Source organism: Bartonella sp. AP331QHHD (assembly GCF_042195905.1).
Lineage (GTDB): Bacteria > Pseudomonadota > Alphaproteobacteria > Rhizobiales > Rhizobiaceae > Bartonella.
Map to the genome: position 1 here is coordinate 16,929 of NZ_JBHIPG010000053.1, position 26,086 is coordinate 43,014.

The 26,086-nt window shown below is 36.8% G+C and carries 20 protein-coding genes; 13 read left to right on the forward strand and 7 right to left on the reverse strand.

Features of this window, described 5'->3' with window-relative positions:
• Window positions 1–38 precede the first annotated feature (38 nt).
• The 4 genes from ACFIMS_RS06740 to ACFIMS_RS06755 all read left to right on the forward strand — a co-directional run bounded on the left by ACFIMS_RS06740 (window position 39) and on the right by ACFIMS_RS06755 (window position 2,183).
• The gene (locus ACFIMS_RS06740; RefSeq protein ID WP_375611860.1) at window positions 39–566 is read left to right on the forward strand and encodes an RNA pyrophosphohydrolase; all 528 of its coding nucleotides are present in this window, start codon (window positions 39–41) and stop codon (window positions 564–566) included.
• A 99-nt stretch (window positions 567–665) separates the two neighbouring features.
• A complete protein-coding gene (locus ACFIMS_RS06745; RefSeq protein ID WP_273790632.1) occupies window positions 666–1,226 on the forward strand; it encodes an invasion associated locus B family protein in 561 nt (186 codons plus the stop codon).
• Between the two features lie 326 nt (window positions 1,227–1,552).
• The gene (locus tag ACFIMS_RS06750) at window positions 1,553–1,846 is read left to right on the forward strand and encodes a YggT family protein (protein WP_375611859.1); all 294 of its coding nucleotides are present in this window, start codon (window positions 1,553–1,555) and stop codon (window positions 1,844–1,846) included.
• A gap of 22 nt (window positions 1,847–1,868) precedes the next feature.
• Entirely contained in the window at window positions 1,869–2,183 is a 315-nt protein-coding gene (locus tag ACFIMS_RS06755) for a DUF167 domain-containing protein (protein ID WP_375611858.1), read from the forward strand.
• A 51-nt stretch (window positions 2,184–2,234) separates the two neighbouring features.
• Here the strand turns inward: ACFIMS_RS06755 and ppa are convergent, their stop codons facing one another.
• From ppa to mgtE, 3 genes are all read right to left on the reverse strand, one after another.
• Entirely contained in the window at window positions 2,235–2,765 is a 531-nt protein-coding gene (gene ppa, locus ACFIMS_RS06760; RefSeq protein ID WP_375613276.1) for an inorganic diphosphatase, read from the reverse strand.
• A gap of 68 nt (window positions 2,766–2,833) precedes the next feature.
• Window positions 2,834–4,660: a translational GTPase TypA gene (gene typA / locus ACFIMS_RS06765; protein WP_375613277.1), complete on the reverse strand. Its 1,827-nt coding sequence runs from the start codon at window positions 4,658–4,660 to the stop codon at window positions 2,834–2,836.
• Window positions 4,661–5,916: 1,256 nt separating this feature from the next.
• Window positions 5,917–7,293 (reverse strand): magnesium transporter, encoded by a 1,377-nt coding sequence (gene mgtE / locus ACFIMS_RS06770; RefSeq protein ID WP_375684355.1) that lies wholly within the window; start codon window positions 7,291–7,293, stop codon window positions 5,917–5,919.
• A gap of 549 nt (window positions 7,294–7,842) precedes the next feature.
• On the opposite strand from mgtE, the gene ACFIMS_RS06775 reads away from it, so the two are divergent.
• Window positions 7,843–9,867: a M3 family metallopeptidase gene (locus ACFIMS_RS06775; RefSeq protein WP_375696516.1), complete on the forward strand. Its 2,025-nt coding sequence runs from the start codon at window positions 7,843–7,845 to the stop codon at window positions 9,865–9,867.
• A gap of 162 nt (window positions 9,868–10,029) precedes the next feature.
• Here ACFIMS_RS06775 and ACFIMS_RS06780 read toward each other — a convergent pair whose 3' ends face one another.
• Together ACFIMS_RS06780 and ACFIMS_RS06785 are read right to left on the reverse strand one after the other, a co-directional pair.
• Window positions 10,030–11,106, reverse strand: a complete 1,077-nt coding sequence (locus tag ACFIMS_RS06780; protein ID WP_375668325.1) for an SGNH family hydrolase — start codon at window positions 11,104–11,106, stop codon at window positions 10,030–10,032.
• 14 nt (window positions 11,107–11,120) lie between these two features.
• Window positions 11,121–12,377: a lytic murein transglycosylase gene (locus ACFIMS_RS06785; RefSeq protein WP_375696517.1), complete on the reverse strand. Its 1,257-nt coding sequence runs from the start codon at window positions 12,375–12,377 to the stop codon at window positions 11,121–11,123.
• Between the two features lie 265 nt (window positions 12,378–12,642).
• Between ACFIMS_RS06785 and ACFIMS_RS06790 the strand changes: the two genes are divergently transcribed.
• Both ACFIMS_RS06790 and ACFIMS_RS06795 read left to right on the forward strand, forming a co-directional pair.
• A complete protein-coding gene (locus tag ACFIMS_RS06790) occupies window positions 12,643–13,533 on the forward strand; it encodes a UTP--glucose-1-phosphate uridylyltransferase (protein ID WP_375613281.1) in 891 nt (296 codons plus the stop codon).
• 39 nt (window positions 13,534–13,572) lie between these two features.
• Complete coding sequence (locus tag ACFIMS_RS06795) at window positions 13,573–14,565, forward strand: SIS domain-containing protein (protein ID WP_375613282.1); 993 nt, start codon at window positions 13,573–13,575, stop codon at window positions 14,563–14,565.
• 278 nt (window positions 14,566–14,843) lie between these two features.
• Here the strand turns inward: ACFIMS_RS06795 and ACFIMS_RS06800 are convergent, their stop codons facing one another.
• Window positions 14,844–15,203 carry a hypothetical protein gene (locus ACFIMS_RS06800; RefSeq protein ID WP_375611849.1) on the reverse strand — a complete coding sequence of 120 codons (360 nt, stop codon included), beginning with the start codon at window positions 15,201–15,203 and terminating at the stop codon, window positions 14,844–14,846.
• Between the two features lie 253 nt (window positions 15,204–15,456).
• Between ACFIMS_RS06800 and ACFIMS_RS06805 the strand changes: the two genes are divergently transcribed.
• The 3 genes from ACFIMS_RS06805 to guaB all read left to right on the forward strand — a co-directional run bounded on the left by ACFIMS_RS06805 (window position 15,457) and on the right by guaB (window position 20,467).
• The gene (locus ACFIMS_RS06805) at window positions 15,457–16,842 is read left to right on the forward strand and encodes a sigma-54-dependent transcriptional regulator (RefSeq protein ID WP_375681324.1); all 1,386 of its coding nucleotides are present in this window, start codon (window positions 15,457–15,459) and stop codon (window positions 16,840–16,842) included.
• A 403-nt stretch (window positions 16,843–17,245) separates the two neighbouring features.
• Window positions 17,246–18,817: a phospholipase D family protein gene (locus ACFIMS_RS06810; protein WP_375632273.1), complete on the forward strand. Its 1,572-nt coding sequence runs from the start codon at window positions 17,246–17,248 to the stop codon at window positions 18,815–18,817.
• Window positions 18,818–18,967: 150 nt separating this feature from the next.
• Window positions 18,968–20,467 carry an IMP dehydrogenase gene (gene guaB / locus ACFIMS_RS06815; protein WP_375613284.1) on the forward strand — a complete coding sequence of 500 codons (1,500 nt, stop codon included), beginning with the start codon at window positions 18,968–18,970 and terminating at the stop codon, window positions 20,465–20,467.
• Between the two features lie 178 nt (window positions 20,468–20,645).
• On the opposite strand, the gene ACFIMS_RS06820 is transcribed toward guaB, so the two are convergent.
• A complete protein-coding gene (locus tag ACFIMS_RS06820; protein ID WP_273722522.1) occupies window positions 20,646–20,792 on the reverse strand; it encodes a hypothetical protein in 147 nt (48 codons plus the stop codon).
• A 466-nt stretch (window positions 20,793–21,258) separates the two neighbouring features.
• Between ACFIMS_RS06820 and ACFIMS_RS06825 the strand changes: the two genes are divergently transcribed.
• The 3 genes from ACFIMS_RS06825 to ACFIMS_RS06835 all read left to right on the forward strand — a co-directional run bounded on the left by ACFIMS_RS06825 (window position 21,259) and on the right by ACFIMS_RS06835 (window position 25,126).
• On the forward strand, window positions 21,259–22,545 hold the full coding sequence (locus tag ACFIMS_RS06825; protein ID WP_375627664.1) for an RsmB/NOP family class I SAM-dependent RNA methyltransferase: 1,287 nt from the start codon (window positions 21,259–21,261) through the stop codon (window positions 22,543–22,545).
• 132 nt (window positions 22,546–22,677) lie between these two features.
• Window positions 22,678–24,234 (forward strand): glutamine-hydrolyzing GMP synthase, encoded by a 1,557-nt coding sequence (guaA, locus tag ACFIMS_RS06830; protein WP_375611844.1) that lies wholly within the window; start codon window positions 22,678–22,680, stop codon window positions 24,232–24,234.
• A 169-nt stretch (window positions 24,235–24,403) separates the two neighbouring features.
• Complete coding sequence (locus tag ACFIMS_RS06835) at window positions 24,404–25,126, forward strand: glycerophosphodiester phosphodiesterase (RefSeq protein WP_375611843.1); 723 nt, start codon at window positions 24,404–24,406, stop codon at window positions 25,124–25,126.
• Window positions 25,127–26,086: the final 960 nt, after the last annotated feature.

Sequence of the window (26,086 nt, forward strand, 5' to 3'; positions counted from 1 at the left end):
AATTGATATCTATAGCTTGCGATTTTGAGGAATATTAAATGGATGCAGATATTAATTTGAAGATTCTTCCATATCGCAAATGTGTTGGGATTGTTGTCTTTAATCATGAGGGGAAAGTGTGGGTTGGGCGTCGTTTAATGATGCCCATTCATGCAGATGCAGATATTGACATATCTCATCGTTGGCAGCTTCCTCAAGGAGGGATTGATGAAGATGAAAAACCATTAGATGCGGCATATCGTGAACTTTATGAAGAAACGGGTATTCGATCTGTAAAGTTGATTAAAGAAGCACAAAATTGGTTCCATTATGATTTTCCACAAGAACTTATTGGGTGCACATTAACAAATAAATATCGTGGGCAAATACAAAAATGGTTTGCTTTCCAGTTTACAGGAAAGCTTTCTGAAATTGCGATTAATCCGCCACCAGATGGCAATAAAGCGGAATTCGATCAATGGAAATGGATTGATCTAGAAACCCTTCCGTTGATTGCTGTTTCTTTTAAAAAGCACGTTTATACGAAAGTTGTCAGCGAATTTCGAGGTAGCCTTAGACCATTATAAAAGCTATATGATTATGAGAAAGCTTTTTTTATTAAGATGCTTTATATTATAATAAATAATAAACATGTTTATCTTTTATGTAAAGAACAGGAATATAAAATGAAAAAGTTATTTAATTTACTTATAGTTTTTACTCTCTTGAGTATTTCATCTGTTGCATTTGCAACAAGTTCAAAGCCTCCTGCATCAAAAGATGCGGCAGCGACATTGCCAAATGGAGCTTCTTCTTTGACTGAAACCTACGGTTTGTGGACTATTAACTGTGGTATACAAGAAGGGAAAAGAATTTGTTTTATGCACCGTCAAGAAGTAAATGAGCAGGGGCGTGTTGTTGTGGCTATGGGCCTTACTCTCGATGCTGAGGGTGTTGTATCTGGTAATTTAACAGTTCCTTTTGGCATTTTGGTTTCTAAACCTGTTCGTTTACAAGTTGATGAGGGAAAAGCTGTTATCGAAACCGGTATCCGGACTTGTGTACCAGCAGGTTGTGTGGTTCCTGTCGTTTTTGACAAAAATCACGTAGCAGCTTTACGTTCTGGAAAACAGTTAAAGTTGGCGATGACAATTGCTGCTGCAGGTGAACCAGCTTTGAATGATTTATTTGTTCAGCTAGATGGTTTTAGCAGTGCTCTTAATCGTTTGACTGCTTTGCAGAAATAATTTTAAAACTAAAAGCGGCCTTTAAAAGGCCGTTTTTAGTTTGTTTGTTTTTTATAATTAATAATTAAAACGATGAGATTTAAGATTAATCCTATAAGGGATATTCAGATTTTTTGCCGTTTCTTCTATTTTATGTGCTATTTTTAATTTTGATATTTGTTTTCTAACTGCATCGTCATTAAATAGAGAGATGAAGAATTTAGATGTCTGGTTTTTATTCAAGAAAAAAGAGTATTGAAATATAAAACCATTTTTTGATACACAGACCTGCTTTAATGAAGGTTTTCTATACGCTCTTCTGTTTCCTTGATTGAAAGGGATGACGCATGATTTATGCATTGCTTCGAACGATTGATTTGATTTTTGAGATTTATATTGATATTTTAATCGCGAGTGTCATTTTTTCTTGGCTTTATGTCTTTAATATCATAAATTCGCGCAATCGCTTTGTTGTTTTGATAGGAAGCTTTCTATATCGTCTTACAAATCCCGTTCTAAGCCGTATCCGGCAAATTTTACCAAATTTTGGAACGATTGATATTTCACCTATTGTAGTGTTCATTATTATTTATTTTATTCGTACTTTTATGTGGCGCGTTTACGCAAACATGTATGTATAGAAATATTACTTGAGGCGAATACATGTTTTATCAAGTTGATAAAAATAACTTGATTTTGTTTGTATATCTCATTCCAAAATCATCTGTTGACAAAATAATAGGGGTTGAATGTAGGGATGGTGAAAAACAATATCTGGTTATACGCCTTCGTGCTGTTCCTGAAGATGGAAAAGCGAATAAAGCTCTCATTAAATTTCTTGCGAAGCAGTGGAGAATCCCATCTTCTTCTATTTCTCTGAAAAACGGTGCAATATCTCGCTACAAACAACTTTACTTTTCAACACATTTAGAAGAGCTAAAACAGATATGGCAATCCTTTAGAGATTACATCTCGTAGAAAAAATAAATAACAAAGCCTATAAAAAATAGGCTTTATTTTATTAAATCGTTATATTTTGTTATTGCGCTCAACAGCTTGCTTAATTAATTCATGAGCAAAGTTTTTATCACGCCATCCTTCAATTTTAGCCCATTTTCCAGGTTCCAGATCTTTGTAATGCTTGAAGAAATGTTCAATTTGTTTGAGTGTAATCTCGGGCAGGTCTGTATAGTCATGAATATTGATATAGCGTTTTGTTAATTTTGTAGTGGGAATGGCAATAATTTTTTCATCTTTACCACCATCATCTTCCATCATTAGAGCTCCGATGGGGCGAACATTGATAACACAACCAGGCATAAGTGGACGGGTATTACAGATAAGGACATCAATAGGATCACCATCATCTGAAAGCGTATGAGGGACAAAACCGTAATTTCCAGGATAAACCATTGATGTATGAAGAAAACGGTCAACAAATAATGCACCCGACTTTTTATCCATCTCATATTTTATTGGCTGCCCACCAAGGGAGACTTCCACAATAACGTTAATATCTTCTGGTGGATTTTTGCCTACGGGTATTTCCTTAATATTCATAGAGACATCCTTTCTGGAATATAGTGAGGCTCAATACAATTAAATATTTTACCAAAGAGATTATGAAATTAATTTGAAATTGATGCACGTGTTTTTTCAAAACGTTTACGTTCATTAGGATCAAGATAGAGCTTGCGGAGACGAATATTTTTAGGGGTTACCTCTACAAGCTCATCATCTTGTATCCACGATAAGGCGCGTTCTAACGTCATTTTAATGGGAGGCGTTAACTTTACGGCCTCATCTTTTCCAGAAGCGCGCATATTGGTGAGTTTTTTTCCTTTTAACACATTAACTTCTAAGTCATTATCTCGTGAGTGGATGCCAATAATCATACCTTGATAGACTTTCACACCCGCATCGATGATCATAGGTCCACGATCTTCAAGATTAAAAAGAGCATAAGCGACAGATTCACCGTTGTCATTTGAAATCATAACACCATTAACACGACCAGCAATGTCTCCTTTATAAGGTTCATAAGCATGGAAAAGGCGATTCATAATTGCTGTACCACGTGTGTCCGTTAAAAGTTCAGATTGATAACCAATGAGTCCTCGGGTTGGGGCATAAAAGACAAGGCGGACACGATTACCTCCAGAAGGACGTAACTCCACCATTTCGCCTTTACGTTCAGACATTTTTTGTACAACAATACCGGAATATTCTTCATCAACATCGATAACAACTTCTTCGATTGGCTCAAGAGTTATTCCATTTTCATCTTTTTGCATAACAACACGTGGGCGTGAAACACTAAGTTCAAATCCTTCACGGCGCATATTTTCAATGAGAACTGCAAGCTGTAATTCTCCTCGTCCTGAAACGTAGAAAGAATCTTTATCGGCTGATTCTTCAATTTTAAGAGCGACATTGCCTTCTGCTTCTTTTAACAATCGGTCACGAATGACACGGCTTGTTACTTTATCGCCTTCAGTTCCAGCAAGGGGACTATCGTTGACGAGAAAACTCATAGTAACAGTAGGAGGATCAATTGGTTGGGCAGTAAGGGGTTCATTGACAGTAGGATCACAGAAAGTATCAGCTACGGTACCTTTTTGCAGACCTGCAATCGCAACAATATCACCAGCACTTCCTTCTTCAATAGGTTGCCGTTCTAAGCCACGAAACGCTAAAATTTTTGAAATACGCCCAGTTTCTAAAAGTTTTCCATCTTGTCCAAGAACCTTGACATTTTGATTGGGTTTTAAAGAGCCAGAATGAATCCGTCCTGTAATAATTCGTCCCAAAAACGGATCCGCTTCAAGAATAGTTCCAATCATGCGAAACGGTCCTTCTGCTACACTAGGAGAAGGGACATGCTGCGTCACAAGATCAAATAAAGGACCTAATCCCTGATCTTTTGGTCCTTCAGGGGCTTCAGCCATCCATCCATCGCGTCCAGATCCATAAAGAATAGGAAAATCAAGCTGTTCATCGGTTGCGTCAAGAGCAGCGAAAAGGTCAAAAACCTCATTAATGACTTCATCAACGCGTGCATCCGGTCGGTCAATTTTATTAATAGCAACAATAGGGCGCAATCCTACTTTCAATGCTTTGCCAACGACAAATTTTGTTTGTGGCATTGGTCCTTCAGCAGCATCAACAAGTACAATGGCTCCATCAACCATATTGAGGATGCGTTCAACTTCTCCACCAAAGTCGGCGTGTCCTGGTGTATCAACAATATTAATTCGAGTATCTTTCCAAACAACAGATGTCACTTTCGCTAGGATTGTAATTCCGCGTTCTTTCTCAATATCGTTTGAATCCATCATACGTTCGCTTGTACGCTGATTATCACGGAAGTTTCCTGATTGCTTGAGAAGCCCGTCTACAAGCGTTGTTTTCCCATGGTCAACGTGGGCAATGATGGCAATGTTACGCAATTGCATAAATTTTCTTCTTTTCGTTTAATGAAATTTCATTTGAGGTAAAGTCTTTACATTCTTTGCCTGACTATTAGAAAACCTTTTACATGTTTTTTTATAATTTTGGAAGATGGAGGCAATATTTTTATGGCAAAACTATTTATCCAAGTCTTTAAGGCTCTATTGAGCTTCAATTTCTGAAGCTTCGTAAAAGTTTTTATAGTACGTATGTTCTATTCTCGAGCTAAGAATTATCCAAAAAATCACCGTCAACTTGATTTTTATCAATATGACACAAGGAATTTATATGAGCTCTTGTAAGAGTAAGTATAAAGCTAGCCATATTATTGTTGTTGTTTTGCAAAGAGATTAATAAAAATCCGGAATATCTCTCAATCCATAGCCAATTTATTGACAACTGTACAACATTCTTATTCTAAATAAAGCTTTTTCTTATTCTATAACTTGTCAATCAAAATCCAGATTTAATGCAATCGTGTATTTGAGGTAAATATTGAGACGATTAAGAATTTTATAAGAAGTTCTAGCTTTTGTATGCCAGATTAGGGCAAGAGTTATATCTGTTTGATTTATTTATGAACCCGGAATACAGTCTTATTTAGAAAGAATATGAAGGCATCCAAAGAAAATTCCCATCTTTGCTGTTAATCCAATTTATAATTTCAAAAGCATCTAAAGTAATATCTTTTAAACCATGGAGATAGTGCATTGCCTTACTTTTGTTAATTGCACTCTCTAATAGGAGTATGCTTTTCATGCCAAACAGAACACTTTAAACAGCATATACTTTTTGTTGCATATTCATGTACTTAAGAGAGATTGCTTAACGTACACTACATCCATTCCATGATAGAGCTCATAAATGATATAATATACGCGAATAGTATACTATTAACGCCTTTGTGAAGAAATATAAAGCCTGGTATCATCATGATTATTCTTTCTCAGCTGTCAATATTGCGCCAGTTTTTGATACGAGAGAGAGAGGATATAAGAAGTATTTTATTTTTTCTTGAATAGTTTTTAGACATACACCGATCTCGTTTGTGACTGGCAAGAAGATGACTTTAATCGATTTAATATGAGAAGCTTTATGATGAGGTAAAATTACGTTATTCGGAGCTGTTATTCAAAAAAATAATAAATTATCTATAGAGCGGTGCGCTAGAAAATAAATAATAAAGCTTATTCTCTTATGGAAAGAATCTTAGGTTACATGACAAGATTTTTCCATAAGTAAGAGTTTTTACTTTACATGTTTAAAGAAGAGTTCCTGACAAAATGAGAGAAGCTACAGAAAAATAGATTATAATGCCCATGACATCTACTAAAGTTGCCACAAAAGGAGCAGAAGCACTTGCTGGATCAAATTTTAAACCTTTAAGAATAAAAGGCAACATAGATCCAGAAAGAGAACCAAAGGTAACGATTCCAACTAAAGCTGTACCCACTGTTGTCGAAATAGCAATCCAATGTTGGCCATAGTCGTAGATACCTAGTTTTTGCCAAAGAGCAATGCGCGTAACACCAATAATTCCTAATAAGAGACCAAGGGATAGTCCTGTTGGAATTTCACGAATGATCACTTTCCACCAGTCTTTCAACGTGAGTTCACGTAAAGCCAATGCACGGATAATAAGGGATGTAGCCTGTGAGCCGGAATTTCCTCCTGAGCTCATAATGAGAGGTATGAACAGTGTAAGAATAATCGCTTTTTCGAGTTCTGTTTCGAAATGTTGCATAGCGCTTGCTGTCAGCATTTCACCGATAAAGAGTAAAGCGAGCCAGCCTCCGCGTTTTTTCATCATTTCAGGAAACTTAATTTGCATATAGGGCTTATTAAGTGCTTCCATACCCCCAAATTTATAGGCATCTTCATTCATTTCATCGACCATAGTATCAAGCACGTCATCAACGGTTACAATGCCAATGACATGGTTACTTTCATCAACTACAGGCACAGAGAGAAGATCATGGCGCTGGAAAAGGCGTGCGATATCTTCATGATGTGTGAAAGGTGATATTGTAATGGGCGAGTCATGGGTAGGGACATTAAGAATTTGTTCATCAGGTGAGGCAAGAATAAGGTTACGCAGGGAAACAGCTTTGAGAAGAGTACCTGTTTTGGGGTCAATTACATAGCTGGTATAAACTGTTTCACGTGTTCGCTCGACCTCACGAATGTGATCCAAAGTTTTTTGTATGGTCCAGTTTGAAGGAACGGCTATAAACTCTGTTGTCATCAGTGCTCCTGCTGTATGATCAGGATAACTGGTGAGTTTTTTAAGTTCAGCGCGCGTTAAGGGGTTAAGCAAGGCATAAAGTCGTGTACGGGTTTCCTTATCCATTTCTTGAAAGACGTCTGCAGCAGCATCGGCAGACATGCCATCAAGAATTTCAACAGCACGATTTATAGGGAGAAGTTCTAGGATGGCAGCAGGTTGCTCAAGCTCTGGTTTATCAAAAAGTTCGATAACATAATCAAGAGGCAGAAGACTAAGAATAGTTACACGTTCCATGATATCGAGCTCATTGATGATATCAATAGAGTCTGCAAAATGCTGGTTCTTTAACTTTTCAGCGAGAGCTTCAGGAGAAAAATTTTTGAAGTCGAAGGCCGTTTTGATTTCAGTCATGATAAAGTACCTCCTGAAGAGTTGGAGAGTTGTAAATCTAGATAATAGATGAGATAAAAACAAAAGTTTATGGAAGATTTAAAAAAAACTCCCCAGCTATATTCCCAATTGTTAATATTTGAAGTAAAGTCAAGGGTAAATTATAAGTTATAAACAAGTTTCTGAATCACTAAAACGAGAATACAGCTTAATTTGAGGATAATATAAAAACGTAAATGTAAAAATCAGTTCTGATTTTACCATCATTTCTTTAATGTAGTTTGCGATTTTCAAAAGAATCTAAAGCAATATTTTATAAAGAGTGGAGATTATGCTTTTCTCCAAGTGTTTTTGTTAATATGCAATTCTATTGTGATGTGCGAGCGAATAATCTTTATTGCTTCAATATAATATGGTTTGAATGAAAGAACTTTACGATTTTCAGGTTTTTTATTCAATAGGGTTTTGAAAGGTAGTTTTGAAACTCACGAAATAGTTTTAGTATGTTATCAATTTGTGTCGTAAAGATAATTGTTACAGTTTAAATTTATAATGGAGACATAAAGTATTATGACAAAAGCAGCAGTGCTGGACTGGAAGGGATTTTTAGGTCTTCCTGATTTTTCTTCTATAAGTGACGAAGATTTTAAACCCGCTTTTGAACAGGCACTTCAAGAAGCAGAAGAAGAACTAGAGGCAATTGCGATGGTGCAAGAACCACCAACGCTTGAGAATTTTTTGCAGCCTTTTGAGCTTTGCGGCAAAGCGCTTGATCGTGTCTGTTCAATATTTTTCTTACGCACCAGTGCTCATACGAATGTATTAATTCAACAGCTAGAGCAAGAGTTCGTTGTAAAACTTTCTCGTTATTCTTCAAAAATGATGATGGATGCGCGGATATTTGCGAAAATAGATATGCTTTATAAACAGTCGCAGTTGGGCACATTTGAGAGTGAAACAACACGTGTTCTTGAATTATGGTGGAAAAAGTTTGTTTGTCATGGGGCAAAACTCGATGAAAAAGCTAAGAAACGGCTTTTGGAAATTAATGAAAGACTTGCTTTTTTAAATGCTACTTTTGGACAAAATGTCTTAAATGATGAAGCTGAATGGATTCTGTTTTTAAAACAAACAGACTTATCTGGTTTACCGCAAGATCTCATTGCTTCAATGAAGGAAATTGCGTGTGAAAGAGGCAATGAAGAAGCGTATGCATTAACACTAGCACGTTCGATTGTTGAACCTTTTTTAAAATTCTCTGATCGTCGTGATTTGCGTGAGGTTGTATTCCAAGCTTGGGCTAAACGTGGTGAAAATAATAACAAGAATGATAATAAAACAATTATTGTAGAGATTGTTGCGCTTCGAGATGAGCAGGCTAAATTATTGGGATATAAATCTTTCGCAGATTTGAAGCTCGATAATACTATGGCTAAAAGTGTTGATTCCGTTATGGATTTGCTTATGCCTGTATGGAAGCGCGCAAGAGCGAAAGCTTCTACTGAGCAAATTGACTTACAAAATTTTGCCAACAATCAGGGCAGCAATGAATCTTTAGCTGCTTGGGATTGGCGTTATTATGCTGAAAAGCTTCGCACTGAAAAACTTTCTTTCGATAGCGCTGAGATTAAATATTATTTTCAGCTTGATCTTATGATTAAAGCGGCTTTTGGGGTAGCCGAAAAACTCTTTAGCATTACATTTGAAGAAAAAAACGCTGTTACACTTTGGCATCCTGATGCACGTTTGTGGGAAGTAAAAAAGTCTGATGGAAGTCTACTTGGGCATTTTATTGGTGATTATTTTGCACGTTCTTCAAAACGCTCCGGTGCGTGGATGAGTAGTTTGCAATCACAACATAAATTGGATGGCGGACAAAAGCCTATTATCTACAATGTTTGTAATTTTGCTAAACCACCTAAAGGGGAAGTTGCTCTTTTATCACTTGATGATGCACGTACGCTTTTCCACGAATTTGGACATGCATTGCATGGTTTGCTTTCTGATGTCACATGGCCATCTGTGTCGGGAACATCTGTTTCACGTGATTTTGTTGAGCTACCTTCTCAACTTTACGAACATTGGTTAACAGTACCAGAGATATTAAAATCTTATGCTATACATACAAAAACAGGCCATCCTATGCCACAAGAGTTGATAGATAAAGTCTTAGTAGCACAGACATTTAATGCAGGATTTTCTGCCGTTGAATTTATCTCATCAGCTTTAGTGGATATGGCTTTTCATCAAGGCGAAACAGTCACTGATCCAACAGTGTTTGAACGCCAAGAATTAGAAAAGCTGCAAATGCCTGATACAATTATTATGCGTCATCGTCCCCCACATTTTATGCACGTGTTTGCGGGGGATGGTTACGCATCTGGTTACTATTCTTATATGTGGTCGGAAGTCCTTGATGCTGATGCTTTTCAAGCTTTTGAAGAAACGGGAGATGTTTTTAATTCAGAGCTTGCTGATAAGTTGAAACGTTTTATTTACTCCGCTGGAGGAAGTCGTGATCCAGAGGAGCTTTATAAAGCTTTTCGGGGACGAATGCCTTTACCAGAGGCAATGATTAACAAACGTGGACTATAAGATATAACGGTATGGTTAACACCATGCCGTTTTCATATTATTCGAAAGGTACAGTTGCGATTTATGCAAATTTTCTCTTCATTATAGCTCTGTAAACAGAGTTTTTTATCTTATTCGCTTTTTGTTTATAGAGGAAAATAGATTTTGTATTTTAAATAGACATTATGGGAAAGAAAAATTATCAGCTCGATCTTTTTGATGCCCATTTGGTGGAAACCATGATTTTTTTATAAAACTTGACTTTCTTTTGCCTAAAAGGTGAGTGTTTTTTTGTGCCATATCATCGAGGCTCATTGGAGGCTGACGCATAATTTTACTCCGCTCTTGATTCTCTGATTCTTGTATAAGTTTTTGAATAACTTGATCGGTTGAGTAAGAATTTTCATGAGAAAAGGCATAAAAATTTGAAATATTTTTCAATGGTTTTTCTAAATAAGAGGCAAGTTTTTTCTTTCCTTCAGGGGTGAAATGCATGCCATTATTGGTGCGTAATTTGGTTATTTTTCCATTAATATCATAGCCTGAAAAAGAAAAATTTCCTGTCTCATCACTAAAGCCGCTCCAGATATCGAGAAAATACCCTCCTGCTGTTTCTGTTTCTTGTTTATAGAGCGCATTAAAAATTTTCATTTTTTGTGTCAAAAGATCATTTCCAAAAGAAGGCTGACCTATCCATATCCATGATTTTCCAGAGGCGTGAAGACTTTCAGTAATTTCGATAATTCTTTGTTTGTAGATGCGTATCCATTCTGACTGATCTGTGTTAATCATGTTATGAGAGTCTGTGATGGGTTGATTATCATTTGCACCGATCATCATGATAATAACATCGGGGCTATTTTGATCAATGAGTTTAGAAATATTGCTTTGCCAAGAATAATAATCCGTTCGAACTAAGCCGGAAGCTGGCATTGTGTTGTTCATGATAACGATATCGCTATTATTTATAAAAAATTTCTTAAGTGCATCAGCAACAGCAGAAGCTGCAAAATCCCCTATGACAAGAATGCGCTTTGCATTCTCATTTTTTAGCTTTTGTATGTTTTTTTGTGTTACGATCTTTTTTTGCGGCTTGTCTATTTTTTGTTCTATAATTTGCGGTGGCTGCTGTGTCTGTTTGTTTTGTTGTGACAACCATTTGAAGAAGTTCGTTGCTTTACTTGGGGATGGCTGTAAGATCCCCACAATAGAAAGTGAAAACAGCAATAATGTCAAGTATATCAGGCGAAAAGAAGACAAAAATTTAGTCTCCCTTATTGTTTGCGAAGGAGAAAAAGCACTTGAGATGATGGATATCCATTTGCTTTTAGACCGTGACGCAGTTGAAAAGCTTTAATTGCTTTGCGAGAAGCTGTTCCGATTTTTCCATCAACATTCCCTTTATAATAGCCCAGTGCACTTAAGCGAGATTGTAGTTCTTTACATTCCTGGAAAGTAAGAGGTTGAAAAGGTCTTTGCCAATCATTTACCAATCTAGGATGTCCAGCAATGCGATCAGCAAGAAGGCCAACAGCAAACGCATAACGATCTGCATTATTATAATGTTTCAGAACAAAGAAATTTTTTGTGACTAAAAATATAGGTCCTTTTGCTCCATCTGGATATTTTAATATTGCTTGTTCAGCTGATGTAGGAAGAGGGTGCCCATTTGCGTGTTTTACACCTAATTTTTTCCATTGTTCAAAGGAATACCAGCCTTCAGGAAGGGTTTTCCCCTGCGGCACTTTTACCTCTACTCCCCAAATAAGATTAGGTTGCCAGCCATTTTTGTGGAGAAGGTTAGCAGCAGTAGCCAGAGCATCTGGAACAGAGTTCCAGATATCACGCCGTCCATCTTGGTCCATATCAACTGCATAGGCGAGATAACTGCTTGGAATAAATTGTGTATGCCCCAATGCACCGGCCCAAGATCCAGTGAGTTGAGAGCGTTTAATTTCGCCACTTTGTAGAATTTTCATAGCAGCAATCAGCTGTGTATATGCATATTTTGCACGTTTTTTATCAGCATAGGCTAAAGTTGCAAGAGAGCGAATGGTATCACGCATTACACTTTTATTAGCTAAAACCTTCCCATAGTTGCTTTCCATTGACCAAATAGCAAGCAGAATATTGCGATCAACACCAAAACGTTTTTCAATTTGAAGAAGCCATTTGTTCCATTTTTGAGTTTGGCGTCGTCCTTCCTCAATTGCAATATCATGGACACGATTATCGAAATAGTTCCATGAAGGAGCAACAAATTCCGGTTGGTATGCGGCGCTTTTTAGAACTTCTGGATCAATGGCATTAACACCTTTAAACGCCATATGAAACGTAGAGGGGGTAATATTGTGAGTAATAGCTATTTTTTTAAATTCTTTAATCCAGTGTTTAAATCCGCTATCAGCATATGAAAGGGGTGCAAAAAACATTAAAAAAGCAGAAAAAATAACGGCAGAGCCAGTGAGAAGAGTTCTCCAAGCTATTGACTTCTCTAAAAAAGAGAAAGTCTTCAATTCTGTTTTTTGCATTTTGAAATCCCCATTAATATTCAATTCATTAGATGTGCAATAACTTTATTTTGTATTTAGTTTAATCGATAATATGATCAAGAAGAGGAAAAAACTGAAATAAATAATACGTTTTAATCCCTTCAATAAATTCTCAGACTCTTTTTACATTTTTATTGCTCATTATAATGATAATCAAAACAATAAGATATCTTTTTTACCATTTCGTAAAAACATATGATAAATAAAACAAAAAAGTTATATGAATTCATTGAGGAGGGTGAGTGTGCGTAAAATCCGGAAAGCAGTATTCCCAGTAGCAGGTCTTGGTACGCGTTTTCTTCCTGCGACAAAAACGATTCCTAAAGAAATGCTAACAGTTGTTGATAAACCTGTTATTCAATATGTTATGGATGAGGCGAGGGAAGCTGGTATTGAGCATTTTATTTTTGTAACTGGACGTAACAAAGCCGTTATTGAGGATTATTTTGATGAGCAAGTTGAATTATATACGACACTTGCTGAATGTGGAAAGAAAGAAGATCTTGCACATTTATACCGTTTACAGCCATTACCAGGGTCAACTTCTTTCACTCGGCAACAGCAACCTTTGGGATTAGGGCATGCTCTTTGGTGTGCACGTGAATTAGTTGCAGGGGAACCTTTTGCTTTGTTATTACCGGATATGTTGATACAAGCGAAAAAGGGCTGTCTTTCTGAAATGATGAGCCTTTATGAAAAGGTGGGTGGGGGAAATATTATAGCAGTTCAGGAATGCGATCCTAGAGAAACACATAAATATGGTATTGTTGGGAAAGGCAAACAGATTGCAAATGGTTTTGAAATCACAAAAATGGTAGAGAAACCAGCACAAGGTACGGCACCATCAAATTTGTACATCAATGGACGTTATATTTTGCAGCCAGAAATTTTTAATATTCTTTCCACTCAAGAACGGGGAACAGGAAATGAAATTCAATTAACAGATGCTATGATACGGCTTTCAAATGAGCAAGATTTTTGGGGTTTGCAAGTAAAAGGGCGCACTTTTGATTGCGGTTCTAAAGCTGGTTTTATTGAAGCCAACGTTGCATTTTCTTTGGCACGCGCTGATATGCACAGCCACGTTTCTGCTTCATTGAAAAATTTACTAGAAACCATTAATGTCGAAAAGTGATATAGATCTCTCACTTAATTTTATTGATCGAATTTGATTATGACAATATCGTCTCCTCATATGGCTTTGCAAGGTGCAGTAGCATCAGCGCTTAAAACACTTGCTAGTGAAAAGCAGGGGCTTGAAGCTCTTGAAAAAGCTCTTCTGGAAAGTCTTTCTTCTTCTTTTGAAGCGGCTGTTCAAACTATTAGAAATGCTCGTGGACATGTGGTTATTACTGGTCTTGGAAAAAGTGGTCATATAGGGACAAAAATTGCAGCAACCTTAGCCTCAACTGGAACACCTGCCTTTTTTGTTCACGCTGCAGAAGCCAATCATGGTGATCTTGGTATGATTGGCTCTGATGACGTTATTCTTGCTTTATCATGGTCTGGTGAAACCCAAGAGTTAAGTGGTATTATAAGTTATGCGGCGCGTTTTCGTATCCCCCTTATTGCGATGACATCAAGTAAGCACTCTGTGTTAGGACGACAAGCTGATATTGTACTATTATTACCAAAGATAGAAGAGGCTTGCCCCCATGGTTTAGCCCCTACAACTTCAACAATTATGCAATTGGCAATGGGAGATGCATTAGCGGTTTCTCTTTTAGAAATGCGTGGTTTTACCGCAACGGATTTCAAAATATATCATCCTGGTGGTTCTCTTGGTGCAAGCCTTAAATACGTGTGTGATATTATGCATGAGGGTGATAATATTCCTTTGGTTATGCAGGGAACAGCTATGACTGAAGCGATGAATGTTTTGGTGGAAAAACATTTTGGTTGTGTTGGTGTTGTGAATCAAGAAGGTGAACTAATCGGAATTGTAACTGATGGCGATCTTGCACGTAACATTCATTTTAATTTATCAAAATTTAATGTTGACGAGGTGATGACCAAAGCTCCTAAAGTTGTAAAGCCAAATACACTTGTTGGTGCAGCAACAGCTTTTATTAATGATCATCAGATTGGTGCATTTTTTGTGGTTGAAGATAAAAAACCGATAGGAATTGTTCATTTTCATGATCTTTTGCGCATTGGCGCTGCTTAGATTAAGCTTCCCTATCAAATAAAATGTTATTTTAGGTTGAAATAGATTGAATGATACAAAGTTACAATTTTATTGTGAGGTGGCTTTACTGATATTTTGTGGAAGAAAATGATTATTTTACGCATTTCATAATGTTTAGAAAATTTTCAGGGTAAAGATTATACTAGCCTCTTTGCGTATTTTAGAGAGGATTTTCTATCAGGAGGAGAAAGGATGTCGCCTCCTGCTTAATGTGTGTGCTCCCTCTGTTCTTAAGAGAGGTTTCCCTTGTACTTTGTTTAAGATTTCCGCTTAAGGAAAAACTGTGCTCCTGTATGTGAGGTGCAGAGAAGTTGTGTGGCGTCATATGACATTGTACAGTTGACTCTAGAAATTGTTCCACGGAGAATAGAGCGTATTTCAATTTCTATATTTTGGGCATTGAGATAATTATATGCTCCTTCTGATAGTTTTTCTTCTGTATCTGCTGCATGCGTTTCAAAAACACCATTGTGGAAAGAAGAAATAATACCATTCTCATCAACCCATTTTCCATCAATTCCAGTTGGCATATTTGAGTTATAATATCGCGAAAAGTTACAGGCACTTAACAGCAAGGCGGTAATTGTAAGACATAAAATATGATAGGTATGTTTCATTTATTGCACTCTATTTAGATTATTTTGCTCTCTAGTTTCTATAACATTATTAAATTACCCCATGAGTCAATATGAAAAATTTGATAAAAATCAATGAAAAAGCAAAAAAATGGAAAAAAATGCCTTAATGTTGTATTTAATTGACAGCTTGATGAAGTTCGTAAGTGAAACACAAGAGGTAAAATATTTCTTATGGTTTACAACAATTTTTATATTAAGCTGCTAAGTAGTCTCAAAGGAGATTATTAACATTATGGTTGGTCCCATTCTTGTTGCGAGTGAAGATTATGGAAGACGTATAGAACTTTCTTCTATGCTGCGAGGTTTTGGTTATCGTGTCATTGAAGCAGAAAATGGTCTCCGTACGATTGATCTTTTACACAGGCGTAAAAACATTGTGCTTGCACTCCTTGATGTCGTTATGAGTGATTTGAGTGTGAGCGATTTGATTAAAATGATTAGAGTTGCTGGTGTTTCTGTTCCTATTGTCGTTATAGCACAACAAGAGAATCAGCATTTACTCCAGAAAGCTTTAACAGCTGGAGCTATTGATTATTGGATCCATCCAGTAACATTATTACGCGTAAGAGTTACTTTGGATATCCTTGCTCTTATTTCTGCCTTGGAGCGTGAGGTTCGAGATATTCGGCGAAAAAAAGAGAATCATTTACGGTTTTCTGATCTTTGCGTAAAAAGTAGAGCTATGCAGATAGTGTTAGAACAATCGAGACAAGCAGCAACTTCTTTACAGAATCTTTTGATAGAGGGGGAAGCTGGAACAGGACGTGAGACATTAGCTCGGATTATTCATCATGAGGGATTATTTTCGGAGGGTGTTTTTGTTCGCTTTCAATGTTCAGCCATCGTTGATCCAGAAGAAGAAAATCAGCAGTGGTTTAAAGAATTCCTACCATTGGTTTCTTCTCTTGAAAAAGGGACACTTTGCCTTTGTGATATTGATCGACTTGAGCCCATACAGCAAAAACGGTTTGCTCATTACCTTAAAGAAAGGGAAAGGGATACAAAAGGAGATTTTTTTCCTTTTCGGATCATCGCTATTTCAACATCGCGTTTAAAGGACTTGGTTAATGAGAACTTTTTTTTGCATAGTTTGTTTGAACAATTTTCTCACTTGTCTATTAGCGTTCCTGCTTTACGAGAATTAAGGGATGATTTTCCAGAGATCACACAACGTTTGATTGATCGCATTATCACAGAAACAGGGCGATCACATGTCCATGGTTTAGCAGGCTCTGCTCTTTCCTTGCTTATGCAGTATGATTGGCCTGGCAATAGAAATGAGCTTGAAACCTTTTTATTTCGTGCGATTTTACTCAGTGAAGGACCGTTATTAACTGTTCGAGACTTTCCGCAATTAATGGGAAATTTATTAATGAATGTTCCCAATATCATTGAGGGTAATATACAAGAAGATAATGAGCAAGAATCGATAAAATTTTTGAATACTGATGGGCATGTACGTACTTTTGCAGAAATGGAGCATGATATTATAGAGAAAGCGATTAAACATTATAAAGGACATATGAGTGAGATTGCGCGTCGCCTTCATATTGGTCGCTCTACACTTTATAGAAAAATGGAAGAATTGAGAGCAATAAGAAATCAAGAACGAAAATAAAATTCATAACAAATTTCTCTTCATGACAAGCATGCGTTTCAAAAAATAGAGTGAATTTTGATAAAGTTCGTGGGGGAAAGCTGAAGAAAACAATCATTTATTGTAAAATTTATCTATAGAGGATGATTTTGTTGATTTAAATAAAATATAAATTTTATGTGACTATTTTAATCGTTTGTTTCAATTTATACAATTTTAGTTAAGTTTACATTTATTAAAACAGAGAAGCATTTTTAAAAACTTTTAAATACTACCGCTAAAATTTTTGTATCATCAATATTAAATTTATACTCTCTTAAGCAAGAAGTGGCATTTTATCTGCTATACGATTAAGATAAAGTGATTAGTGTTATTGTTTGCATTACTGATGATGTGATAGTTTAAAATAGAAAGTTTGCCCTCTTTGACTCTTTTACAGATTGTTATTGGTTTTGTCCTCTTTTTTTTTATTGCATCTATGTTGGCAATCTACACCTATGGGCGTTTTGTGAAAAATGCTAGGGGGCAATGTTCTTATGCGTTACCTCTTCAGAAAGATGAAACTAAGCTTGATCGTATCGTCAGTCAATTAGCTGAGAAAGAAAATGGATTGGGGATTGATAAAGATGCCCTTTCTCTCATTATCAGCAATTTGGATGCGTTTTGTGTTCGTGCAATAGGAGCTGCAGAGGCTGGGCGTAGCCTTGATCTGATGTATTATATTTGGGATGATGATTTAACGGGGCGCCTATTATTAAGTGAAATAGTTGAGGCAGCTGATCGAGGGGTTCGGGTACGGCTTCTTTTGGATGATATTAATGCTCAGGCACGTGATCCAGCTTATATTGCGCTAGATAAACATCCTCACATTGAGGTGAGAATGTTTAATCCAGGGCGATCGCGTAAAGGTGGTTTACGCCGTGGTTTAGAAATTATATTACGGGCAATTACTGTAACACGTAGAATGCATAATAAAGCTTTTATTGTTGATGGCAGGGTCGCTTTTGTAGGAGGACGTAATCTTGCAGATTCTTATTTTGATGCTGGTAAAGAATCCCATTTTCGAGATTTAGATTTGATGTTAATCGGTCCTTCTGTTAAAAAGGTAGAAAGTATCTTTGATGATTTTTGGAATAGTGCTGTTGTTTTGCCAATTCATACTTTGGTTGTTCCTAAAAGCGCAAGTGATCTTAGCTATTGGAAAGATAAATTACGAAAGTTTCGTGATTCCAAAGTTGCAAAAGTTTATTTAGATTATGTCAAAGAGCACATTAACTTTAATTGTTTTATCCAAACAGGAAAGCGGTTATTTTTAGCAGACAAAGTTGTTGTTCTTTCTGACCCTCCAGAAAAAGCATTGCGTAAAAAAGCAAGTAATTGGCTTATGAAGGCACTTTCAAAGGTTATTGGAAATGCCCAAAAAACGGTTCAGATTACGTCACCTTATTTTGTTCCTGGTAAGGTTGGCACGCAGAATTTTAGTAATTTGGTTTCAAAAGGTGTTGATGTCAAAATTCTGACAAATTCTTTAGCAGCTACTGATGTAGCATTAGTGCATGGTGGTTATGTACCTTATCGTAAGGCATTGTTGAAAAGTGGTGTTAATCTTTATGAATTAAAAGCGGAAGGCAATACTCATGGGTTACGATTGTTTCGATCGAGTAAGGCAAGTCTACATGCCAAAGCTTTTTTAATTGATCGTAAAACAGCTTTTATTGGATCTTTAAATTTTGATCCAAGATCAGCATCATTAAATACAGAAATGGGCATTCTTTTTGAATGTGCTCCCATTACAGCAAGATTAGATTTGTTGTTTTCTGAAGAAACCACAGGGGAAATGAGCTATCATCTGCGTCTTGGTGATAATAATCGTATTTATTGGGATTTTATTGAAAATGAAAAAAAATATAGCATTGACTATGAGCCAGAAAGCAATTTTTGGCGTCGCGCATTTGCAAAAATAATAAGTTGGTTACCTATTGAATCACAATTGTAAATTTTTATAAACCACACTTAAAAAAAATATTTATTTTTCTTTTCATTTTGTTTGTAGCATGGCATAATTTTTTGCCAATCTACCATGTATGAGAACCGCAGTTGTATTTTAAAGCTTCTTGCGGTGTTTTATTATAAAAGGAATTTTGATATGGCAAAGATTGTTGAAACGGGGACAGGTGCATTGGCACTGACTTTTGATGATGTACTTTTACAACCCGGTCATTCTCTTGTTATGCCTAGTCAAGTGGATCTCAGTACGCGCATTGCAGCGGATATTAAGCTCAATTTGCCATTGCTTTCTGCGGCAATGGATACGGTAACAGAATCGCGTTTGGCAATTGCTATGGCTCAAGCTGGTGGTCTTGGGGTTATTCATCGTAATATGTCTCCTGCAGAGCAGGCAGAAGAAGTTCGCCAAGTAAAAAAGTTTGAATCTGGTATGGTTGTTAATCCAGTCACCATTGGACCAGATGCAACACTTGAAGAAGCAAAATCTTTGATGCGCTCTCATGGTATTTCCGGTATTCCGGTTGTTGAAAATGGTGCTAAAGGTGAAACTGCTGGACGGCTTGTTGGCATTTTGACAAATAGGGATGTGCGTTTTGCATCGGATCCTAAACAAAAAATTTATGAATTAATGACGCATGAAAATTTAATCACAGTGCGTGAAAATGTTCAACTCAATGAAGCGAAGTATCTTTTACATCATCATCGTATTGAAAAATTATTAGTTGTGGATGAACAGAATCGTTGTGTCGGACTGATAACAGTTAAGGATATTGAAAAAGCAAAATTAAATCCAAACGCTGCCAAAGATTCACAAGGTCGCTTGCGTGTTGCAGCTGCAAGTAGTGTAGGGAACGATGGGTTTGAGCGGGCTGAACGATTAATTGATGCAGGCGTTGATATTCTAGTAATTGATACTGCACATGGACATTCTCAGCGTGTATTAGACACTGTTGAGCGTATTAAAAAAATGACGTTTTCTCCAGCTATTATTGCTGGTAATGTGGCGACTGCTCAAGCAACACAGGCTTTGATTGACAGTGGTGCGGATGCTATAAAAGTTGGGATTGGTCCTGGTTCTATTTGCACAACGCGAATTGTTGCAGGTGTTGGTGTTCCTCAGCTTGCAGCCATTATGAATGCTGCAGAAGTTGCTGAAAAAGCGGGCATTCCCGTTATTGCTGATGGGGGGATAAAAGCTTCGGGTGATTTTGCTAAAGCCTTAGCAGGTGGGGCTTGTGCTGCTATGATTGGCTCTCTTTTAGCGGGTACAGAAGAAAGTCCTGGTGAAGTTTATCTTTATCAAGGACGATCCTTTAAAGCTTATCGCGGCATGGGATCTGTTGGTGCTATGGCACGAGGATCGGCAGATCGCTATTTTCAAGATGATGTTCGTGATGAACTTAAGTTGGTTCCTGAGGGTGTGGAGGGGCAGGTGGCTTATAAAGGTCCTATAGCATCAGTTCTACATCAGCTTGCTGGTGGACTTCGTGCTTCGATGGGGTATGTTGGAGCAAAAGATCTCGTAGAGTTTCGGGAAAAAGCAACGTTTGTACGTATTACGAATGCGGGACTCCATGAAAGTCATACGCATGATGTTTCTATCACACGAGAGAGTCCAAATTATCGTGGGCCAGTTTAAAGATACAAGAGCCTAATATCATATTGCATAAATATAAAATTTGCCGAGAACAAGAAAGAGAGACTGCGCTTTTTCTGTTTGTAATTTGGTGTAATAATCCCAAAAAGGAAAGAATTAGAGGTTAAAACTCTAATTCTTTCTGTTAAGACTATATGAAATAAGTTATATAAAATTAGAATTAACTTTTTGTTGTCTTCCGTCCAGTCTTTGACGCACGTTGGCGAGTGTTTGTCTGATCACTTTGAACGGATTTCTTTCCGTTGTTTGAGGGCATTGTATTATGACGGCTTTTAGACGAAGTTGTTTTTCCATTATTATAAGTCATTATTTTCTCCTTTAAAATTGTCTGGCAGTTGCCATTAGAGTAAAAACGGTCATGCCAAATAGTGGTTCCAAGCATTTTCTAAAAAGTTAATTTTTTGTTGAACGTAAGATGAGCTTGTTTAATTTTATGAGAAGATTTTTTCTATTGTTCAGACAATCCTCGTAAACTTTATTTTACGCCAATAAATTAAAGAGTTTGTTTTTTTCGTAATGCATGGCGGAAATAAGTTTTTTATGGATGGCTACGTATCTTTTAGTATAAGAGGTAGAAGGATAAAAAACGAATGGGCAGAAGATGAAAGGAAAAATTTAGATACTCTAAATTGGATCTTATAAAAAAGTATGATCAGATCGTTTTAAGATTGAATGTAAATTTTTTATGGCGTTGAGAAGGTTTCATTGGCAAGAAGGCGATAATATTATTTTTTAGATGATTTAAAATTTTATTATTTTAATGGGAGAAATGAATGCGATTAGGTGGGCGTTTGCAAGCAGCAATAGATGTTCTCACAGAGATAGAAATGAAGCATCGCCCAGTAGGAGAAGCTTTAAAGGATTGGGGTCTTTCTCATCGCTTTGCTGGAGCAGGTGATCGTGCAGCTATTGGTACAATCGTTTATGATGTTTTAAGACGACGTTATTCTTTACAATGGCGTATGGAGAGTGATGATATCCGAGATATCGTTTTTGGTGCCTTATTAGATTCTGGAAAAATGACGCTGGAGCAAATTGACGGTGAGTTGACAGAAGATCGGTTTGCACCGCAGTTATTAGGGGCTAAACAGCGTAAATCGTGGCAAGGTCAGCAATTAGTGGATGCTCCAGACTATATTCGTGGTGATATTCCGCAATGGTGTCAAGCGCATCTGCGTCCTTTATTTGGTGATAATTGGATCACTGAAGCGGCTGCGTTAGCAACGCGTCCTTCTTTAGACCTACGGGTAAATAACCTAAAGGCAACACCAGAAAAGGTGCTGAAAGAATTAGCAAAAACCAAACTTAAATCTTTTCCATGGTTTGGGCAAGCTTTAAGAATTGCACCGATTGAAAAGTTTAATCGTCATCCCAATGTTCAAGTGGAACCAGCTTTTCAAAAAGGACACTTTGAAATACAGGATTTAGGATCTCAAATTGTTGCTCACCTTGTGGAAGCGCAAGAGAGCATGCAGGTATTAGATTATTGTGCAGGTGCTGGTGGCAAAACATTAGCTTTAGCTTCCGATATGAACAATCGTGGGCAAATTTATGCTTATGATTCCGATAAAGCGCGCTTAGCTCCTATTTTTGATCGTCTTCGACGCGCTGGTGTTCGTAATGTACAAACACGAGCACAAAAAGAAGAATTGAAGCCATTAATAGGCCAGATGGATAGAGTTCTACTAGATGCACCATGTAGTGGGACAGGAACATGGCGTCGTCGTCCAGATGCGAAATGGCGTTTAACATTAGAACAAGTGAAACAACGCCAAACAGAACAGAGGGATATTTTGAATGAAGCGATAGCTTATCTTAAGCCAAATGGGCGCTTAATCTATATTACCTGTTCTCTTTTTACAGATGAAAATGAGGAACAAATTTCCCATTTCCTTCAACAACATTCTCATTTTTCTCCAATAGATATGCCAGCGCTTTGGCAGAAACATTTTAGTTTTTCTCCTGTGCAACCAGTTTTTTCAAATTATGGACTTACTTTGTCGCCAGCCACAACACAAACAGATGGGTTCTTTTTATCTGTGTTGCAAAAAAAACATTGATCCATATTTTTGCACTTTTTATCATAAACTTTACGAGAATAATCTTTTTCGTAAGAAAATAGGCTTGTGAAAAGAGAAAGATTAAATCATAACTCTCATGAGTTTTCTTTTACAATTGTTGATTGGTTTTCTATGAGCATATCACATCCAGACACTGTTCTTATTATTGACTTTGGTTCACAAGTTACACAACTTATTGCACGACGGGTACGAGCAATGGGGGTATATTGTGAAATTGCTCCTTTTCAATTGGCTTTAGAAGCTGTGCGCCGCATAAATCCTAAAGCTATTATTTTATCAGGGAGTCCTTATTCCGTTATTGATGAGGGCTCTCCGCGTGCACCAATGGAAATTTTTGAGGCGGGTGTTCCGATTTTGGGTATTTGCTATGGTGAACAAGTCATGTGTGTTCAGCTTGGAGGAAAGGTTGAAGCTGGACATGAGCGTGAATTTGGGCGTGCTTTTTTGGAAGTTCAAGAAGAGAGTGCCCTTTTTGATGGAGTGTGGGAAAAAGGTTCTCGTTATCAAGTATGGATGAGCCATGGTGACCGTGTGGCAGCTTTACCAGAAGGTTTTCGTGTCATAGGAACCTCAAAAGGAGCTCCCTATGCGGCTATTGCGGATGAAAAAAGACATTTTTATGCGGTACAGTTTCATCCTGAAGTTATCCATACACCGGATGGTACAAAACTTTTGCAAAATTTTGTTCATAAGATCTCTGCTATTAAAGGCAATTGGTCAATGGCTTCTTATCGTGAGCAGGCAATTGCTACGATACGACAAAAAGTTGGGAAAAGTCGTGTGATTTGTGGTCTTTCAGGGGGAGTGGATTCATCTGTTGTAGCGGTACTCCTTCATGAAGCTATAGGAGATCAACTGACATGTATTTTGGTAGACCATGGGCTGATGCGCAAGAATGAAGCTGAAGAAGTTCTCACGCTCTTTCGTGATCATTATAATATAGAGCTTATTCACGTTAATGCTGCTGATGTGTTTCTTAATGCTTTAAAAGGTGAGACAGATCCAGAAAAAAAACGCAAAACAATTGGTCGCCTTTTTATTGAAGTTTTTGAAGAAGAAACGAAAAAAATAGGAGGTGCAGAGTTTTTAGCACAAGGAACACTTTATCCAGATGTTATTGAGAGTGTGTCTGCTATTGGTGAAACGGTAACCATTAAAAGCCATCATAATGTGGGTGGGCTACCAGAACAGATGAAGATGAAACTTGTAGAACCGTTACGTGAGCTCTTTAAGGATGAGGTTCGCTCGCTAGGACGAGAGTTAGGGCTACCGGAGCAGTTTATTGGTCGCCATCCTTTTCCAGGTCCCGGCCTTGCAATTCGGTGTCCAGGTGCTGTAACACGTGAAAAATTAGAAATTTTACGCGAAGCAGATGCTATTTATCTTGAGGAAATCCGTAAGGCCGGTCTTTATGATGAAATTTGGCAAGCTTTTGCTGTTCTTCTTCCAGTTCAAACTGTTGGTGTTATGGGGGATGGTCGCACTTATGAATTTGTTTGTGCTCTTCGCGCCGTCACATCTGTAGATGGAATGACTGCTGATTTTTATCCTTATGATATGGCGTTTTTAAGTAAGACAGCAGCACGTATTATTAACGAAGTTAGAGGGATTAATCGTGTTGTATATGATGTAACCTCAAAGCCTCCTAGTACTATTGAATGGGAATAATTAAAATGAAGGATAAGTCTTTTAAGAATAAAATATGACTGAGGGTTTGATATTCGAAAAGTGTAGAAAAAATCATTTAAAAATGATTGTGTATTTTCATATGATATAAGCTTTTATCTGGCAATCTGTACGTCAATATCGTTTAAAATTGAGAAGTGTGGGATTTTGCATGTCTGAGAAAAAAATTGTTGCACACCGTGGAGGAGCTCATCTTTATCCTGAAAATACCCTTTCGGCATTTAATAATGCTATAGCGTTAGGTGTTGATGAAGTTGAATGCGACGTTCATTTGCTAAAAAGCGGTGAAGTGGTTGTCTTTCACGACTTCCGTCTAGACCAATTGGTTGGAAAAAAGGGGTATATTCACGACATTGATAATGAAACACGCAAACAACTCTGCGTAAAAGGAAGCCAAGAAGCACCTCCCTTATTAGAAGAAGTGCTTGATCTTTTAGCACCAACGAATGTTGCATTGCATCTTGAAATCAAGACATGCGGTGAAGTGGAGCGCGAAACAATATTATCCCAAAAAGCGCTTGCGCTAATAAAAAGCCGAAATTTATCAGAACGGGTTTCTGCTATTAGTTTTGATCCTTTTATCCTTCGTCCTTTTATTGAAGCAGGAATACCATCTGGTCCATGTGTTGATAATTTCGAAGGTGATATGTACCGTCATTTTTCTGAATGGAAGCAATTAGGTTATTCTGATCTAAGTTTAGATGGCTCTATTGTTTCACAGAACTTTATTGAATCAGCTCTTGAGGCTGGTTTTACTGTAGGGGTATGGACAATTAATGGAAAAGCTCGGTTATCATATTGGCTTGATATGCCTGTACATTATATTACGACAGATCAACCTGATCTCGCATTGCAATTGTGTGCACAAAGGTAAAAATACATCAACACAAAAGGAACTATATATCTTCATAAAGTTAGCGTAATGAAAGAAGAAAAATTATCTAATATACGACAATAATACATTGATTTATAATCATAATTAATATTTTATTCATGTGAGTAAGAGACCTTAATACGTAAGATTCTCTTATTTCAAATATTTTTACAATGAATCAATCAAAATCATTCGTTTGCACATTACAAGCAGGGTTGGTGTGTGGATAAAAAATGATTGAGAAAAGAATAAAAATATTCATTTAACGTATTTTAAATGCAAGATTTGTTGAAGCATTAGGATCGCACATGATGATGTCGTTTTGCACTTTTATGAAGTGTAAAAATGATGGCATACAAAAAGTCTTATATACTTTAATGGAGAGGCTTTAGGGCTTATTTTATAGGTGCTATCATGAAATGTAGATGTATTGAAAGATTTTTTAACAGCATGGAAATTGGTTATACAGTGTCATTTTGTTTTGCGTGAGGGGTGTGATCTTGTTACAGGGAAAGAGACTATTAAGCGCTTCAAAATGATTTTCTTAATTTTAAAAAAATTCTATTTGTCTCTTCTTTAAATTCAGTAGCAACATCGTGTTAAAGTTATAAGCCGAAAGTTATAAGACAAATAATAAAAGAATAAACAATTCTTTTTAAAAAAGTAAATCCAGATATTAAAATAGTCATTGAAATGATATTTACGATCTATATCTTTTTACCAAGTGACTTTTCTTATTTAAGCCATCTCACTTTTTTCAGATAGTTACAAACGCGTATTTCGTGAATACATAAGAAAGCTTATAAAAGAAAATAAATAAATTTAAACAAATTCATTTGACCTTTAGGTGGTTCCTGTTTAAATGAGAGAATATGTTTCTGAAATAAAACTGTCATAGCATGTTCATGTGTAATACTATAAATTTAGGGGTAGTTTGTATTCCATCACTTCAGAAAGGGT

Excerpts from the sequence above, each read along its gene's own strand:
- ACFIMS_RS06740 (WP_375611860.1), top strand. The coding sequence starts at position 39 with ATGGATGCAGATATTAATTTGAAGATTCTTCCATATCGCAAATGTGTT.
- ACFIMS_RS06745 (WP_273790632.1), top strand. The coding sequence starts at position 666 with ATGAAAAAGTTATTTAATTTACTTATAGTTTTTACTCTCTTGAGTATT.
- ACFIMS_RS06750 (WP_375611859.1), top strand. The coding sequence starts at position 1,553 with ATGATTTATGCATTGCTTCGAACGATTGATTTGATTTTTGAGATTTAT.
- ACFIMS_RS06755 (WP_375611858.1), top strand. The coding sequence starts at position 1,869 with ATGTTTTATCAAGTTGATAAAAATAACTTGATTTTGTTTGTATATCTC.
- ppa (WP_375613276.1), bottom strand. The coding sequence starts at position 2,765 with ATGAATATTAAGGAAATACCCGTAGGCAAAAATCCACCAGAAGATATT.
- typA (WP_375613277.1), bottom strand. The coding sequence starts at position 4,660 with ATGCAATTGCGTAACATTGCCATCATTGCCCACGTTGACCATGGGAAA.
- mgtE (WP_375684355.1), bottom strand. The coding sequence starts at position 7,293 with ATGACTGAAATCAAAACGGCCTTCGACTTCAAAAATTTTTCTCCTGAA.
- ACFIMS_RS06775 (WP_375696516.1), top strand. The coding sequence starts at position 7,843 with ATGACAAAAGCAGCAGTGCTGGACTGGAAGGGATTTTTAGGTCTTCCT.
- ACFIMS_RS06785 (WP_375696517.1), bottom strand. The coding sequence starts at position 12,377 with ATGCAAAAAACAGAATTGAAGACTTTCTCTTTTTTAGAGAAGTCAATA.
- ACFIMS_RS06795 (WP_375613282.1), top strand. The coding sequence starts at position 13,573 with ATGACAATATCGTCTCCTCATATGGCTTTGCAAGGTGCAGTAGCATCA.
- ACFIMS_RS06800 (WP_375611849.1), bottom strand. The coding sequence starts at position 15,203 with ATGAAACATACCTATCATATTTTATGTCTTACAATTACCGCCTTGCTG.
- ACFIMS_RS06805 (WP_375681324.1), top strand. The coding sequence starts at position 15,457 with ATGGTTGGTCCCATTCTTGTTGCGAGTGAAGATTATGGAAGACGTATA.
- guaB (WP_375613284.1), top strand. The coding sequence starts at position 18,968 with ATGGCAAAGATTGTTGAAACGGGGACAGGTGCATTGGCACTGACTTTT.
- ACFIMS_RS06820 (WP_273722522.1), bottom strand. The coding sequence starts at position 20,792 with ATGACTTATAATAATGGAAAAACAACTTCGTCTAAAAGCCGTCATAAT.
- ACFIMS_RS06825 (WP_375627664.1), top strand. The coding sequence starts at position 21,259 with ATGCGATTAGGTGGGCGTTTGCAAGCAGCAATAGATGTTCTCACAGAG.
- guaA (WP_375611844.1), top strand. The coding sequence starts at position 22,678 with ATGAGCATATCACATCCAGACACTGTTCTTATTATTGACTTTGGTTCA.
- ACFIMS_RS06835 (WP_375611843.1), top strand. The coding sequence starts at position 24,404 with ATGTCTGAGAAAAAAATTGTTGCACACCGTGGAGGAGCTCATCTTTAT.